Origin of the sequence: Pseudomonas sp. IB20, assembly GCF_009707325.1 — a bacterium.
Taxonomy (GTDB): Bacteria; Pseudomonadota; Gammaproteobacteria; order Pseudomonadales; family Pseudomonadaceae; genus Aquipseudomonas.
This window is the reverse complement of the sequence record NZ_CP046103.1, coordinates 4,445,823-4,461,081: the sequence shown is the minus strand read 5'-3', so window position 1 is coordinate 4,461,081 and position 15,259 is coordinate 4,445,823. Positions and strand designations below refer to the sequence as shown.

Sequence of the window (15,259 nt, the reverse complement as noted above, 5' to 3'; positions counted from 1 at the left end):
GATGAGCCTCGTTCACCGAGGCCTATGCAGATGACTACGCCGGCACGCAGGGGTTCGGTTTTGTTGGCTGATTAATGCGCCCGCGCCTGGGTTACCCGGTCCACCAGGTACACCAGCCCGTGGTAATCAATGCCTCCATGTTGGCTCAGGCCGATCTCGCAGGTGCGGCTGGTGGAGATGCCTTCGCTGCAATATTGCACGGCGTCCTTGAGCGAGCGCAGGGCGTGGGCGTTGAGCTCCGGCGTGGTAAAGCCTTTGTCGCCGGCAAAGCCGCAGCAGTGGATGCCTTCCGGGATCACCACGGTTTTTGAGCAGCGTCGCGCGAGATCGATCAATGCCTGGCTTTCACCCAGGTGCTGAGTGCTGCAGGTGACGTGCACGGCGATGGGCGCTTCCTGGGGCGTGAAATCGAGGCGGTCCATCAGGTGGGTGCGGATAAACCGTACCGGGTCGTAGAGGTCCAGGCGCGTTTCGCCGAGGTCTTGCACCAGCCGTAGGGTGCAGGGGCTGGTGTCGCAGTAGATCGGGTCGAGGCCGCCACGGCTGGCGTGAAGCAGGGCGCCGATCAGTTCTTGGCGTTTGTGTTCGGCCTGTTCGGCATAGCCTTTGGAGGCGAAAGGCTGGCCGCAGCACAGGCTGTCCTGGTTGTCGGGGATGACGACTTGGTAACCGGCTTTTTCCAGCAGGCCACGGGTTTTGTCGTACAACGACATCTGTTCTTTATCACTCGCCGCAGGGCCCATGGCGCGTGAGACGCAGGCCGCCAGGTAGACCACGCGTGGTCGCTCATCGTTAACGGCCGGGCTGAATCGGATAGCTTTCTCCGGCTGCGGCATGGCGCTGGTCCATTGAGGGATTTGCCCTTTGGACAGTTTGGTCACCGTGGCTGACAGCTTGGCCAGGCGCGGCGCGCCCAGAAGCATGCGCGCACCATTGGCGACATGCAGAGTAAAACGTGCGCCTTGCAGTGCTGTGGCGAAATGGCTGGCCAGCCAGTCGGCGGTTTTCGTACGGTCGGCGTCGCGGGCGCGCAGCTTTTTTACCAGGTCGCCGGTATTGATGCCTACAGGGCAGCGTTGGGCGCATAACCCGGTGGCGGCGCAGGTGTCGATGCCTTGGTAGTGGTAAGCCGCTTCCAGTTCGGTGGTGTCGGCGCCCGCGCGCTTCTTCGCCTGGATGTCGCGCCAGATCACAATGCGTTGGCGTGGGCTCAAGGTCAGGCCCTTGGAAGGGCAAACCGGCTCGCAGAACCCGCATTCGATGCACTTATCCACAAGCTCGTCGGCGGCGGGCAATGGTTTGAGGTGCTTGAGGTGGATTTGCGGGTCTTCGCTGAGCACCACGTCGGGGTTGAGAATGCCGGTGGGGTCGAGCAGGCGTTTTAGCCGCCACATCAACTGATAGGCATCGCTGCCCCATTCCAGCTCAACGAACGGCGCCATATTGCGGCCAGTGCCGTGCTCGGCTTTCAGAGAGCCACCGAACTCCACCGCCACCAGTTGCGCGACGTCGTCCATGAACGCTTGATAGCGTGCGACTTCTTCGCTGCTGTTGAAGCCTTGGGTGAACACAAAGTGAAGATTGCCTTCCAAGGCATGTCCGAAAAGGATGGCTTCGTCGTAGTGGTGTTTATCGAATAACTCGATCAAGCGGTTCACGCCGATGGCCAGTTGCTCGACCGGGAAGGTCACGTCTTCGATGATCACCGTGGTGCCGGTTTTACGCACGGCGCCGACGGCGGGGAAGGTGTCTTTGCGGATGGCCCACAGGCGTGCGTTTTCGACCGGGTCTTCGGTGAAGTCGACCTGTTTTTCCACTGGGAAGGGCGCCAGGGCCGCCATGATCAGCGCCAGTTGCTCGTGCAGCAAGGACGACGATGCTGCGCGGGATTCGATCAATAGCGCGCAGGCATTTTCCGATAGCTGCTGTACGAAAGCAGGCATGCCCGGCTTGTCCTGTACCGAACGCATGCTGCGCCGGTCAAGCAACTCGACGGCCGAGACCGGTTGGGATTTCAACACGGTCACGGCGTTGCAGCAGGTCTCGACATCAGGGAACACGATCAGCGCCGAGGCTTTGTTCGGGTGATCGATCACCGTGTCGTAAGTCACTGCGCTGATGAATCCCAGAGTGCCTTCGGAACCCACAAGCAGGTGGCTGAGGATATCCAGCGGCTCATCGAAATCGACCAAGGCATTGAGCGACAGGCCGGTGGTGTTTTTCAGACGGTATTTGTGGCGGATTTTGGCGGCTAATTCAGCGTTTGCCCGCGTCTCGCGGCCCAGTGTTGCCAAGCGCTCAAGCAGCGCACAGTGCTGTTCACGAAAGGCAGCGACGCTGGCTGCATCTTCGGTGTCCAGGCGGCTGCCATCGGCCAGTACCAAACGGATACCCGCGAGGGTGTGATAGGTATTTTGCGCGGTGCCGCAGCACATGCCGCTGGCGTTGTTGGCGACGATGCCGCCAATTTTGCAGGCATTGATCGACGCCGGGTCCGGCCCGATCTTGCGCCCGAACGGTGCGAGCCACGCATTGGCCTGGGCGCCAATCACGCCAGGTTGCAGGCGGATCTGTGTGCCTTGCCCGCGAATCTCACGGCCGTTCCAATTGTCACCCAGCACGATCAGCACCGAGTCGCTGATGGCTTGGCCGGACAAGCTGGTGCCCGCCGCGCGGAAGGTCACGGGCACGCGATCACGCTGGGCCAGTTGCAGCAGCGCCACCACTTCGTCTTCCGACTCCACGCGAATCACCAGCTGTGGGATCAGTCGGTAAAAGCTGGCGTCGGTGCCGAAGGCGAGGGTGGAAAGTGGATCGTCGAAGCGACGATCTTTCGGGATCAGTTGTGCGGCGTCGCTCAGGAAAGCAGCAGGCAGGCTCATCGGTCCTCCAGAAATAGCTGACGCCGGCATGGTTGTCCGGCGTCGATTCTTACCCTATTACGTGCAGGTTTTTAGTGCACCAGCATACCGGTGAACCAGTAGGCCTGCGCCAGCGTGATCAGCCCGACGATAGTGGCAAAAAACAGGCTGTGCTTGAGGGTAAAGCGGAACAGATCGGATTCCTTGCCCACCAGCCCGGTGGCGGCGCAGGCGACGGCGATCGACTGCGGCGAGATCATCTTGCCGGTCACGCCGCCGCTGGTATTGGCGGCGACCAACAGCACATCGCTGACGCCGATCTGATGTGCAGTGGTGGCTTGCAGCGAGCTGAACAGTGCGTTGGACGAGGTGTCGGAACCTGTCAGGAAAACCCCCAGCCAGCCGAGGAAGGGCGAGAAGAATGGGAAGGCAGCGCCGGTGCCAGCCAACACCAACGCCATGCTCGAGGACATGCCGGAGTAGTTGGTGACGAAGGCGAACGCCAGCACCATGCCGATGGACAGGATCGGCCAGCGCAGCTCGTAGACGGTCTCTTTAAAAGTGGTCAGACCAGTTTTTATGTCGATCTTCAACACCAACATTGAAACCAGCGCGGAGAAGAAAATCGCGGTGCCGGTGGCTGAAATCGGATCCAGCTTGAACACCGCTGGAATCGCCGTCGGGTTGGTGACGATGGGGGCGACCTTGATCACCAGTTGGTCCAGGTGCGGGATCGCGAAGTTGAACACCCAGCTGTACATCGAACCGCCCGCCGCGAACATCGCCTTGAACGGCTTGAGGGTCCAGATGGTAACCAGCACGGTCAGGATCAGGAACGGCGACCAGGCTTTGAAAATCCGCCCCAGGCTGTAGGGCGACGCGACGGTTTGGCGTGGTTGACCGAAGCCGCCGACACTGGCGGTAACCGTTGTACTTGAGGTGGCGCCGGCAATCTGTGCGCCTGCGGTGCGCTTGGGCTGCCAGACTTTCAGGAACAGGGTCAGGGAAATCAGGCTGGCCAGGGCCGAGGTGATGTCCGGCAGTTCCGGGCCGATGAAGTTGGAGGTGAAGTACTGAGTGATGGCGAAGCTCAGGCCTGCCACCAGGGCTGCCGGCCAGGTTTCGCGAACGCCGCGCAGGCCGTCCATCATGAACACCAGCCAGAACGGCACGAACAGCGACAGCAGCGGTAGCTGGCGGCCGGTCATGGCGCCGATCTTGAATGCGTCAATGCCGGTGACTTGCCCGGCGACGATGATCGGGATGCCCAGCGCGCCGAAGGCGACGGGCGCGGTGTTGGCGATCAGGCACAGGCCTGCGGCGTACAGCGGGTTGAAACCCAGGCCGACCAGCAGTGCGGCAGTGATCGCAACGGGTGCACCGAAACCGGCTGCACCTTCCAGGAAGGCGCCGAAGCAAAAGCCGATCAGCAAGACCTGTAAGCGTTGGTCGTCGGTGATCGACAGGACCGAGCTGCGGATGATCTCGAACTGGCCGCTCTTGACCGTCAGTTTGTAGAGGAACACGGCCGCGACGATGATCCACGCGATAGGCCACAGGCCATAGGCAAACCCATAACCGGCGGCGGCCAGCGCCATGTCCACGGGCATTTGGAAGGCGAAGATCGCTACCAGGATCGACAGCGCCAGGGTGATGCTACCGGCGACGTGGCCTTTGAGGCGAAACACAGCCAAGGCCAGGAAGAAGAAAACGATCGGAATAACCGCGGCCAATGCGGACAGGCCGAGGCTGCCGAGAGGGCTGTAGAGCTGTTGCCAGGTTTGCATATGGGGTGGCCCCTGATTGTTGTTGTTTGGTCAGCTTGGATAATTGGTAATACCAATTTACAGTCGCTGTCGGCTAGAGTAAAAGCCTTGGATGGGGTGTGTCAATTTGCCGCTCGCGAAACTTTGGTCTTAGGTCGCGGGTGGAGTGTTCTGGTCTGATCAATCGAAGGCGTTCTGATAGGTGCCGCAAGCGCGGCGATAGGCCAGAATAGAGGGCCCGGCGAGTGGTCGGGATTGTGGAGAGTGAGTTATGGGGTTTGATCAGGTGCGTCAGCGCCGTTTGTCTGACGATATTGTCGAGCAGCTTGAGGGCATGATCCTTGAGGGTACGCTCAAGTCAGGCGAGCGCTTGCCGGCCGAGCGCGCTTTGGCTGAGCGGTTTGGCGTGTCGCGCCCGTCGTTGCGCGAGGCGATCCAGAAGCTGGCGGCCAAGGGGTTGCTGGTCAGTCGCCAGGGCGGCGGTAACTATGTGGCGGATTCCTTGGGGTCGACGTTCAGCGATCCGCTGCTGCACCTGCTGGAAAATAACCCCGAGGCCCAGCGTGATTTGTTGGAGTTTCGCCAGACCTTAGAAGCTTCGTGTGCTTACTACGCGGCGCAGCGCGCCACCGAGGTTGACCGTGAGCGGCTGACCGCCGCCTTTGAGGCGTTGCAGGATTGCTACACGCGGGTTGATGAGGTCAGCCGGGTGGAGGAGGGCGCGGCGGATGCGCGGTTTCACTTGGCCATTGCCGAGGCCAGCCATAATGCAGTGTTGCTGCACACCATTCGCGGCCTGTTTGATCTGCTCAAGCGTAACGTGGTGACCAACATCGGCGGCATGTACCAGCAGCGTACGGAAACCCGCGACATGCTGATCAGTCAGCACCGGGATTTGTACTTGGCGATTATCGAGGGGCGGGCCGAGCAGGCACGCGAAGTTTCAACACGTCACCTGCTGTATGTGCAGGAAGTGTTGGAGGAGGTGCGTCAGGAAGTTCAGCGCGTGGCGCGGGCGGAGCGACGTAAAGGCATGTAGCCTGGGGTGAGCCACCCAAGGCTACATTGTCACAAGGATTACTCTTCCTTGCCCTTGTTACGCACGGCGCGATGCAGCTCACGGTTGGAGTCGCGTTCACGCTCGGTATCGCGCTTGTCGTATTCCTTCTTGCCCTTGCCCAGTGCGATCTCGCACTTGACCAGGTGCTTGCTCCAGTACCAGGACAGGCAGATGCAGGCATAGCCTTTCTGCTGTACGGCGGCAGCGAGCTTTTCCAGTTCGCGCGCGTTGAGCAACAGCTTGCGCGTGCGCACCGGGTCGGCAATCACGTGGGTGCTCGCGGTGGTCAGCGGGGTGATATGACTGCCGAGCAGCCATGCCTCGCCATCTTTGAGCAATACGTAACTGTCGACCAGTTGCAGTTTGCTGGCGCGCAGACTTTTTACTTCCCAGCCGGCCAGGACCAGACCAGCCTCGAACCGATGTTCGATGAAGTAATCGTGTCGCGCCTTTTTATTTTGCGCGATGGTCCCTGTGGGGTGTTTCTTTTGTTTAGCCATAGGGGCGGCATTATAGGGAGTTGCGAGCGTGTCGGCTACGGTCAACCTGCGTGCTTGAGCGTGTTGGACGAATCCCGGACAATACCGGCAGTTCTTTGGTTTTTTTCTCTCGCGGATTGGGCTGTTCTTTCGCGATGTTTGCCTCAGCAGTGGAAGTAACGCTCACATGACGACGCATATTCAACGTTCGGCTTTATTGCCTTATCCGGCGCAGGCGCTCTATGACCTGGTCAACGACGTGGCGCGTTACCCGGAATTCCTGCCGTGGTGCAACACCGCCGAGGTGCTGGAGAGCAGTGATGAGCACATGGTTGCCAGTGTCGGGGTGGCCAAGGGCGGTCTTAGTCAGCATTTTGTTACGCGCAATGTGCTGGTGCCTGGGCAATCTATCGAAATGAATCTGCAGGAAGGCCCGTTTACCCAGTTGCATGGGGTGTGGGTCTTCAAGGTGTTGACTGACAAGGCCTGCAAAATCAGCCTGGACCTGTCCTTTGATTACGCGGGGCCGATTGTGCGGGCAACGTTGGGACCTTTGTTCAATCAGGCTGCCAACACCTTGGTGGACGCATTCTGTCAGCGGGCCAAACAACTGCATGGTTGAGATTGAAGTGGTGTACGCCGCCGAGGATCGCCAGGTCTTGCTGGCGGTGACGGTGCCGTCGGGTTCAAGCCTGAGGGCGGCGGTGCAGGCGTCGGGAATAGCCGCGCAATTTCCGCAGTTGGTGTTGGCTGAATGTCCATTGGGGATATTCGGCAAGGTAGTCGCCGACGCAGATGTGCGCGCTGTGCAGCCGGGTGACCGCATTGAGATTTACCGGCCCTTGCTGGCAGACCCTAAAGAGGTGCGCCGGCTGCGCGCGGCCAAGGCGGCGATGGCCAGGCAGCAAAGTTCATAAGCCTGCCAATCGGCAGGCAACAAAAAGCCCGGCACGCCGGGCTTTTTATCGAGCACCGCAAAATTACTGCGGGCTGGTGTCCAGAGGCTGAGGCGTCGGGACTGGAACGGTTTGCACGCCGTCGACGTCTTTCTGGATCTGATCCAGCAACGAACCTGGCTTGGCAGGTACTTCGGACTTCGGCTTCTGCGCTTCCTGAACAGGCGCAGTCACGTTGGTGCCGTTGTCCTTGCCCAGCAAGGCTTCATCGCGGCTTACGCCGGGCATGAAGTCGCCGGACAGGCTGACAAGCTGGTCACTGCCATTGAAGATGACACTAACGCGTTCCTGCTGGCGTTCACCGCCGCCTGGCTGGATGCTGTAGAGATAATCCCAGCGATCGGCATGAAAAGTGTCGGTCAGCAGGGGGTTACCCATAATAAACCGTACTTGCCGTCGGGTCATTCCCGGACGTAACTGGTCTATCATGTCCTGCGTGACGACATTGCCCTGCTGGATGTCGATTTTGTAAACCCCGGGGAATGAACAACCGGCGAGTGCGAGCAGTCCCACAAGGGTGAAACTGGTTAGCAAGAGCTTGGTGTTTTGCATCGGTGGGCGACTTCCACTATCTTGGCTGGGACAACGTAAACGCCGATCATACCCGTATTAAGAGAAGCTGCGAAGCAGCATCCGCGAGAAAGCTAACCATGGTTGAAAATAGCGAACTACGCAAAGCCGGTCTTAAAGTGACTCTGCCACGAGTCAAGATTCTACAAATGCTCGATTCTGCTGAGCAGCGCCACATGAGTGCCGAGGATGTTTACAAGGCACTGATGGAGTCTAACGAGGACGTTGGCCTGGCCACGGTTTACCGTGTGCTGACCCAGTTTGAAGCCGCAGGGCTGGTGGTTCGTCATAATTTCGACGGCGGTCATGCGGTGTTCGAATTGGCTGACGGTGGTCATCACGACCACATGGTTGACCTGGATACCAATGAGGTTATCGAGTTCACCAGTCCGGAAATCGAGAAGCTCCAGCACCAGATTGCTGAGGAGCATGGATTCGATTTGGTGGACCATAATCTGGTTCTTTACATCCGTAAGAAAAAGTAAAAATCGACACAGATTCGCTCTGTGAAACGATAGAAGGCGACCCTAGGGTCGCCTTCGTGCTTTCTATAAGGCAGAAAAATGCTCGATTCAGGCCTTGGCGGCCACGACCATTTTTTTCGCGTGAGCCAGGGACTCTTTCGTCAGGTCGATACCGCCCAACATCCGTGCCACTTCCTCCACGCGTTCCGATTTGTTCAGCTTGGATACGGCCGTGTGCGTCGCATCGCTGCCGCGTACTTTATGTACAAACAAATGCTGATGCCCTTGGGCGGCCACTTGCGGCAAGTGAGTCACCGTAAGCACCTGGCCGCGATCCCCGAGTCGGCGCAACAACTGGCCAACAATCTCGGCAGTCGGCCCGCCGATACCCACGTCCACTTCATCGAATACCAGTGTGGGTACCCGTGAGGTCTGGGCGGTGATTACTTGGATCGCCAGGCTGATCCGCGACAGCTCGCCACCGGACGCCACTTTCGCCAGCGCCTTGAGTGGCTGGCCAGGGTTGGCGCTGACCAGCAGTTCCACCTGTTCCAGGCCGTGTGGTTGCAGTTCGTTGCTGGTGTTGGCGTGCAGCTCGATAGTGAAGCGCCCGCCAGGCATGCCCAGGCGCTGAATCTCCTGCTCTACGGCGCTGGCCAGGCTTGTAGCCGCTTGTTGGCGCAGGTCGCTCAGTTCGCGGGCCTTTTCTTGGTAGTGCCGGGCAAACGAGGCGAGTTCGTCGCCCAGCCGCTCAATGGATTCGTCGTTGGCGTTGAGGGTTTCGATTTCATCCAGGAGTTTTTGCTGCATCGTGGCCACTTCGGTGGGCTGGATGCGGTGCTTGCGCGCCAGGGTGTAGATGGTATCTAGGCGCTCCTCTATTTCCTGCAAGCGGGCAGGGTCGGCGTCGAAGTGGTCGAGAAAGCGATTCAACTCTCCCACGGCTTCTTCGACCTGGATCTGTGCACTGGTCAGCAGGGTCGTGGCCTCGCTCAATGAGCCTGATCCACTGTTCACGCTGGACAGGCGATTGAGGCTGGCGGTCAGTGCATTGAGCACGTTGCCTGAATCACTTTCGCTGCATTGCTCCACCACCTGGCGGCAGATACCCAGCAGGGTCTCGGCGTTGGTGAGGTTCTTGTGTTCCTGCTCCAGTTGCTCCAGCTCGGTCTCGCCCAGGCCGAGGCTTTCCAGCTCTTCCAGTTGGTAGCTGAGCAGTTGATGACGGGCGCGCTGCTCATCGCCGGAATTGGAGAGGCGTTCCAGCTCCTGGCGTGTCTGCCTCCAGCGCTGGGCGGCAAGCTGTACCTGCCGGGCCAGATCGGTGGCGCCGGCGTATTCATCGAGCAGTCGGCGATGGGTGTCGGTTTTCAGCAGGGATTGGTGTTCGTGCTGGCTGTGGATATCGATCAGCAGCTCGCCCAGGGCTTTCAAGTCGCCAAGGGGGCAGGGCGTGCCGTTGATGTAGCCGCGCGAGCGCCCTTCTGCGGTGATGACGCGGCGCAGGATGCACGGGCCTTCATTATTAAGGTCGCGCTCGGCCAGCCAGGTTTCGGCTTCGGGAATGTCTGCCAGGTCGAAGGTGGCCAGGATATCGGCCTTGTCCGCCCCGGGGCGCACCACGCCGCTGTCGGCACGGTCGCCGAGCGTCAGGCCCAGCGCGTCGAGCATGATCGACTTGCCGGCACCGGTTTCGCCTGTGATTACGCTCATCCCGCGATCCAGTTCGAGGTCCAGATGTTCAACGATGGCGTAGTTATGTACAGACAGGTGCACGAGCATAGCGGCCGCTCCGAGGCGTTAGGTCTGGTTATTTATACAGTGTTTTGTTTGGAGCTGACAATCCTGGTGCTTAGCTCGATTTGCTTGATCGAATCGCTTTTTTAGCTCAGTAGGGAATGAGGGCGCAGGAATTGATCTACGGCAAGCGAAAGACTTTTGGTAACGCTTGCGCTCTTGAACCTGGAAATTGTGGCCCCATATACCGGAACAGAAGCGCGAGTTGAGTTCGCGCATGATTTTGAAAGGAGAAATCTATGGCTGACGAACAGACGCAGGATACGCAAACTCCAGACGCCAATTCGGCTGTCGGTGATGAACTGGCGACTCGTGTGCAAGTGCTCGAAGAGCAATTGGCTGCTGCGCAGGATCAGTCTTTGCGTGTTGCCGCCGATCTGCAGAACGTCCGCCGCCGCGCCGAGCAGGATGTTGAGAAGGCTCACAAGTTCGCGTTGGAAAAATTCGCCAATGACCTGCTGCCGATTATCGACAGCCTGGAGCGTGGCCTTGAATTGTCCAACCCGGACGATGAAAACATCCGCCCAATGCGCGAAGGGATTGAACTGACCCTGAAAATGTTCCAGGACACCCTGAAGCGTTATCAGCTGGAAGCCATCGATCCGCAAGGCGGCGAGCCGTTCAATGCAGAGCATCACCAAGCCATGGCCATGCAGGAAAGCCATGACCTGGAGCCCAATAGCGTATTGAAAGTGTTCCAGAAGGGTTATCAGCTCAACGGTCGTTTGTTGCGCCCGGCAATGGTGGTGGTGAGCAAAGCTCCTGCACCCGTTGCACCTTCTATTGATGAGCAGGCTTGAAATCCGCCGCAAGGCCCCCATTTATAAGTCAAGCGTTTAAGTGCTACCGCAGTTAGCCACCACTGCTGCGGCATCCAAATTAAAGTTTCGGGAGAGTAAATCATGGGCAAAATTATCGGTATCGACCTGGGGACTACCAACTCCTGCGTCTCCGTGCTGGAAAACGGTGTTGCTAAAGTTATCGAAAACGCCGAAGGCGCGCGTACCACGCCGTCGATCATTGCTTACGCCAACGACGGTGAAATCCTCGTCGGTCAGTCGGCCAAGCGTCAGGCTGTGACCAATCCGCATAACACCCTGTACGCGGTGAAGCGTCTGATCGGTCGTAAGTTCGATGAAGAAGTCGTACAGAAAGACATCAAGATGGTCCCTTACAAAATCGCCAAGGCTGACAACGGTGACGCCTGGGTTGAAGTAAACGGCCAGAAAATGTCGCCGCCGCAAATCTCGGCTGAAATCTTGAAAAAGATGAAGAAAACCGCCGAAGACTACCTCGGTGAAGCAGTGACTGAAGCGGTGATCACCGTTCCGGCCTACTTCAACGACAGCCAGCGCCAGGCGACTAAAGACGCCGGCCGCATCGCGGGCCTGGACGTAAAACGTATCATCAACGAACCCACTGCAGCTGCACTGGCTTACGGTATGGACAAGGCCAAAGGCGACCACACTGTGATCGTTTATGACCTGGGTGGCGGTACGTTCGACGTCTCCGTGATCGAGATCGCTGAAGTTGACGGCGAGCACCAGTTTGAAGTGTTGGCCACTAACGGTGACACCTTCCTGGGTGGTGAAGACTTTGACATTCGTCTGATCGACTACCTCGTTGAAGAATTCAAGAAAGAAAGCGGCATGAACCTCAAAGGTGACCCGCTGGCGATGCAGCGCCTGAAAGAAGCCGCTGAGAAAGCCAAGATCGAGCTGTCTTCCGCTCAGTCGACCGACGTGAACCTGCCGTACATCACTGCAGACGCCACCGGTCCTAAGCACTTGAACGTGAAGATCTCGCGTTCCAAGCTGGAAGCGCTGGTTGAAGACCTGGTTCAACGCACCATCGAGCCTTGCCGCATCGCGCTGAAAGACTCTGGTATCGACGTTGGCGCGATCAACGACGTGATCCTGGTTGGCGGTCAGACCCGTATGCCACTGGTTCAGAAGCTGGTTACCGAGTTCTTCGGCAAAGAAGCGCGTAAAGACGTGAACCCGGACGAAGCTGTTGCCATGGGTGCTGCTATCCAAGGTGCGGTACTGGCCGGCGACGTGAAAGACGTGCTGCTGCTGGACGTCAGCCCGCTGACCCTGGGTATCGAAACCATGGGCGGCGTGATGACCGCGCTGATCGAGAAAAACACCACGATTCCTACCAAGAAATCGCAAGTGTTCTCGACTGCCGACGACAACCAAGGCGCAGTGACTATTCACGTGCTGCAAGGTGAGCGTAAGCAAGCTGCTCAGAACAAGTCCTTGGGCAAGTTCGACCTGGCTGAGATTCCGCCAGCACCACGTGGCGTGCCACAAATTGAAGTGACCTTCGACATCGACGCCAACGGCATTCTGCACGTAGGTGCTAAAGACAAGGCCACTGGCAAAGAGCAGAAGATCACCATCAAGGCCAACTCCGGTCTGTCTGATGAAGAAATTCAACAGATGATTCGTGATGCTGAAGCCAATGCTGATGCGGATGCTAAGTTTGCTGAGCTGGCCGGCGCCCGTAACCAAGGCGATGCCCTGGTTCACTCGACGCGCAAAATGGTCTCCGAAGCGGGCGACAAAGTGACCGCTGAAGAGAAAACCGCAATCGAAGCGGCAGTGGTTGCCCTGGAAACCGCCATTAAAGGCGACGACAAGGCTGCCATCGAAGCTAAGGTTGAGGAGCTGTCGAAAGTCTCCGCACCGGTTGCTCAGAAAATGTACGCCGAACAAGGCCAGCCGGCAGAAGGCGCTGCACAACACGCAGAACCTGAAGCCAAGCACGACGACGTTGTCGATGCCGAGTTCGAAGAAGTTAAAGACCACAAGTAAGTTGGTCGCCCGGTTGACCGCTATCAAGCGGTGACTGGTAGGATGTCGCCGCGCGGGAGCTTGCTCCCGCGTTGGCGTGTCTGGGGTATGCGAATTTTTACAACATGCGACAAGGTTCGGGTGTTGGCGGTGTGACTGGGAATGCTCCTGCTTCCTGGCGGCAGTCACCGCGTTTTTGGCCGGGTCCCTGGCTAAAAGCAGTAATGACCAGGATCGTTGAATTGACGTGAGTTGGGTCCGGGCCTGTATTGGGGCTCAACGAGTTTGGCAAGGCTCAGGAGGGTCTGGCCGAACGTCCTTAAGAGTGCAAAAACTTATGGCAAAGCGTGACTATTACGAAGTATTGGGTGTGGAGCGCGGTTCCAGCGAGGCGGACCTGAAAAAGGCTTACCGTCGCCTGGCGATGAAGCACCACCCGGACCGTAATCCGGATAGCAAAGAATCCGAAGAGATGTTCAAAGAGGCCAACGAAGCCTATGAATGCCTGAGTGATCCGAACAAGCGTGCGGCCTACGACCAGTATGGCCATGCCGGTGTCGACCCAAGCATGGGTGGCGGCGGTGCCGGTTTTGGTGGTCAGAACTTCTCCGACATTTTTGGCGACGTATTCAGCGACTTCTTCGGCGGCGGTCGTGGCGGTCAGCGTGGCGGTGCCCAGCGTGGCAGCGACTTGCGCTACACGCTGGAGCTGAACCTGGAAGAAGCCGTGCGCGGCACTACCGTGAATATACGTGTGCCGACGCTGGTCAATTGCAAGCCATGCGACGGTTCGGGGGCCAAGAAGGGTTCCTCGCCGATCACATGCCCCACCTGTGGTGGTATCGGCCAGGTGCGCATGCAGCAGGGCTTCTTCTCGGTGCAGCAGACTTGCCCGCGTTGCCATGGCCAGGGCAAGATCATTTCCGATCCGTGCGACTCCTGCCATGGCGAAGGCCGCGTCGAAGAGTACAAGACCCTTTCGGTGAAAGTGCCGGCGGGTGTGGATACCGGTGATCGCATTCGCCTGTCGGGCGAAGGCGAGGCGGGGGCTCAAGGTGGCCCTACGGGCGACCTGTACGTGGTGATCAATGTGCGCGAGCATTCGATCTTCCAGCGCGACGGCAAACACCTGTTCTGCGAAGTGCCTATCAGCTTTGTCGACGCGGCCCTGGGTGGCGAGTTGGAGATTCCGACGCTGGACGGTCGAGTCAAGCTCAAGATCCCGGAAGGCACGCAGACCGGCAAACAGTTCCGTATCCGTGGCAAGGGCGTTGCGCCTGTGCGTGGTGGCGGTGCTGGCGACCTGATGTGCCGCGTAGCGGTGGAAACGCCAGTTAACTTGGGTCGCCGTCAGCGCGAACTGCTGGAAGAGTTCCGCAGCTCGTTGGAAGGCGATGACTCGCATTCGCCGAAAACCACCGGCTTTTTCGATGGTGTGAAGCGCTTCTTCGGCGACCTCTAAGGAAGTGAGTATGCGACGTATAGCCGTAATGGGCGCTGCCGGGCGCATGGGCAAGACCTTGGTTGAGGCGGTGCAGCAGGGCTCGCCGGCCTCCGGGCTAACGGCGGCGATTGTTCGCCCCGGTAGCACGTTGATCGGTGCGGACGCCGGTGAGCTGGCCTCGTTGGGGCGCATCGGTGTTTCGCTGTCGGGCAACCTTGAGCAGGTGGCTGACGAGTTCGACGTGCTGATCGATTTCACATTGCCGGAGGTGATGCTGAAAAACCTGGCGTTCTGCCGCAAGGCGGGCAAGGCCATGGTGATCGGTACTACGGGCTTGAGTGCTGAGCAGAAGCAGTTGCTGGTGGAGGCGGGCAAGGATATTCCGGTCGTCTTCGCTGCCAATTTCAGTGTCGGCGTGAACCTGTCGCTCAAGTTGCTGGACCTGGCGGCGCGTGTGCTGGGTGATGAAGCGGATATCGAGATCATCGAAACCCATCACCGGCACAAGATCGACGCGCCGTCGGGTACTGCGTTGCGCATGGGTGAGGCAATTGCCGATGCGCTGGGGCGGGACCTGTCGAAAGTCGCCGTGTATGGTCGTGAAGGCCACACCGGTGCGCGTGCACGTGACACCATCGGCTTTGCCACCGTGCGCGGTGGTGATGTGGTCGGTGATCACACTGTGCTGTTCGCCACCGAAGGCGAGCGCCTGGAGATCACGCACAAGGCATCCAGCCGCATGACGTTCGCCAAGGGTGCGGTGCGTGCCGCGCTTTGGTTGGAAGGTCGTGAGGCGGGGCTGTATGACATGCGTGATGTGCTGGATCTGCACTAATCAGTAGCTAAAACGGGGCCTCAGGATTATCCTGAGGCCCCGTTTTTACCCGCTAAGCGACGTCCTGTCGCATTCCCCTGCCTTTAAGGCTCATTAGCGGTGGACCAAAAAAGCCTTTTTCTGTAAGCTACAGCTTTAGTGTGTCCACTAAAAGCGCGCAGAATAATTCAGTGAAGAAGCGGGGTGACGTGTCCATACGTCACTCCGCTTTTTTACAACCTGCGATCGC

General features: G+C 58.8%; 13 protein-coding genes. 8 read left to right on the top strand and 5 right to left on the bottom strand.

Features of this window, described 5'->3' with window-relative positions:
* Nucleotides 1-71 precede the first annotated feature (71 nt).
* On the bottom strand, nt 72-2,882 hold the full coding sequence (locus GJU48_RS20780; RefSeq protein WP_094951695.1) for an FAD-binding and (Fe-S)-binding domain-containing protein: 2,811 nt from the start codon (nt 2,880-2,882) through the stop codon (nt 72-74).
* A gap of 71 nt (nt 2,883-2,953) precedes the next feature.
* Nucleotides 2,954-4,648 carry a lactate permease LctP family transporter gene (locus GJU48_RS20775; RefSeq protein ID WP_094951696.1) on the bottom strand — a complete coding sequence of 565 codons (1,695 nt, stop codon included), beginning with the start codon at nt 4,646-4,648 and terminating at the stop codon, nt 2,954-2,956.
* 250 nt (nt 4,649-4,898) lie between these two features.
* Between GJU48_RS20775 and GJU48_RS20770 the strand changes: the two genes are divergently transcribed.
* A complete protein-coding gene (locus tag GJU48_RS20770) occupies nt 4,899-5,666 on the top strand; it encodes an FCD domain-containing protein (protein WP_094951697.1) in 768 nt (255 codons plus the stop codon).
* Between the two features lie 38 nt (nt 5,667-5,704).
* On the opposite strand, the gene smpB is transcribed toward GJU48_RS20770, so the two are convergent.
* The gene (gene smpB / locus GJU48_RS20765; protein ID WP_003176160.1) at nt 5,705-6,187 is read right to left on the bottom strand and encodes an SsrA-binding protein SmpB; all 483 of its coding nucleotides are present in this window, start codon (nt 6,185-6,187) and stop codon (nt 5,705-5,707) included.
* Between the two features lie 166 nt (nt 6,188-6,353).
* Between smpB and GJU48_RS20760 the strand changes: the two genes are divergently transcribed.
* Complete coding sequence (locus GJU48_RS20760; RefSeq protein ID WP_094951698.1) at nt 6,354-6,788, top strand: type II toxin-antitoxin system RatA family toxin; 435 nt, start codon at nt 6,354-6,356, stop codon at nt 6,786-6,788.
* Complete coding sequence (locus GJU48_RS20755) at nt 6,781-7,083, top strand: RnfH family protein (RefSeq protein WP_094951699.1); 303 nt, start codon at nt 6,781-6,783, stop codon at nt 7,081-7,083. The genes GJU48_RS20760 and GJU48_RS20755 overlap by 8 nt, the downstream gene beginning before the upstream one ends.
* A gap of 63 nt (nt 7,084-7,146) precedes the next feature.
* Here the strand turns inward: GJU48_RS20755 and GJU48_RS20750 are convergent, their stop codons facing one another.
* Nucleotides 7,147-7,674 carry an outer membrane protein assembly factor BamE gene (locus GJU48_RS20750; protein WP_094951700.1) on the bottom strand — a complete coding sequence of 176 codons (528 nt, stop codon included), beginning with the start codon at nt 7,672-7,674 and terminating at the stop codon, nt 7,147-7,149.
* Between the two features lie 98 nt (nt 7,675-7,772).
* Here GJU48_RS20750 and fur point away from each other — a divergent pair, with 98 nt between their 5' ends.
* On the top strand, nt 7,773-8,177 hold the full coding sequence (gene fur, locus GJU48_RS20745) for a ferric iron uptake transcriptional regulator (protein ID WP_083360362.1): 405 nt from the start codon (nt 7,773-7,775) through the stop codon (nt 8,175-8,177).
* Between the two features lie 87 nt (nt 8,178-8,264).
* On the opposite strand, the gene recN is transcribed toward fur, so the two are convergent.
* The gene (gene recN, locus GJU48_RS20740) at nt 8,265-9,938 is read right to left on the bottom strand and encodes a DNA repair protein RecN (protein WP_094951701.1); all 1,674 of its coding nucleotides are present in this window, start codon (nt 9,936-9,938) and stop codon (nt 8,265-8,267) included.
* Nucleotides 9,939-10,192: 254 nt separating this feature from the next.
* Here recN and grpE point away from each other — a divergent pair, with 254 nt between their 5' ends.
* The 4 genes from grpE to dapB all read left to right on the top strand — a co-directional run bounded on the left by grpE (nt 10,193) and on the right by dapB (nt 15,030).
* Nucleotides 10,193-10,753: a nucleotide exchange factor GrpE gene (grpE, locus tag GJU48_RS20735; protein ID WP_094951702.1), complete on the top strand. Its 561-nt coding sequence runs from the start codon at nt 10,193-10,195 to the stop codon at nt 10,751-10,753.
* Nucleotides 10,754-10,855: 102 nt separating this feature from the next.
* On the top strand, nt 10,856-12,772 hold the full coding sequence (gene dnaK / locus GJU48_RS20730) for a molecular chaperone DnaK (RefSeq protein ID WP_094951703.1): 1,917 nt from the start codon (nt 10,856-10,858) through the stop codon (nt 12,770-12,772).
* A gap of 316 nt (nt 12,773-13,088) precedes the next feature.
* Complete coding sequence (dnaJ, locus tag GJU48_RS20725; protein WP_094951704.1) at nt 13,089-14,213, top strand: molecular chaperone DnaJ; 1,125 nt, start codon at nt 13,089-13,091, stop codon at nt 14,211-14,213.
* Between the two features lie 10 nt (nt 14,214-14,223).
* A complete protein-coding gene (gene dapB / locus GJU48_RS20720) occupies nt 14,224-15,030 on the top strand; it encodes a 4-hydroxy-tetrahydrodipicolinate reductase (RefSeq protein ID WP_094951705.1) in 807 nt (268 codons plus the stop codon).
* Nucleotides 15,031-15,259: the final 229 nt, after the last annotated feature.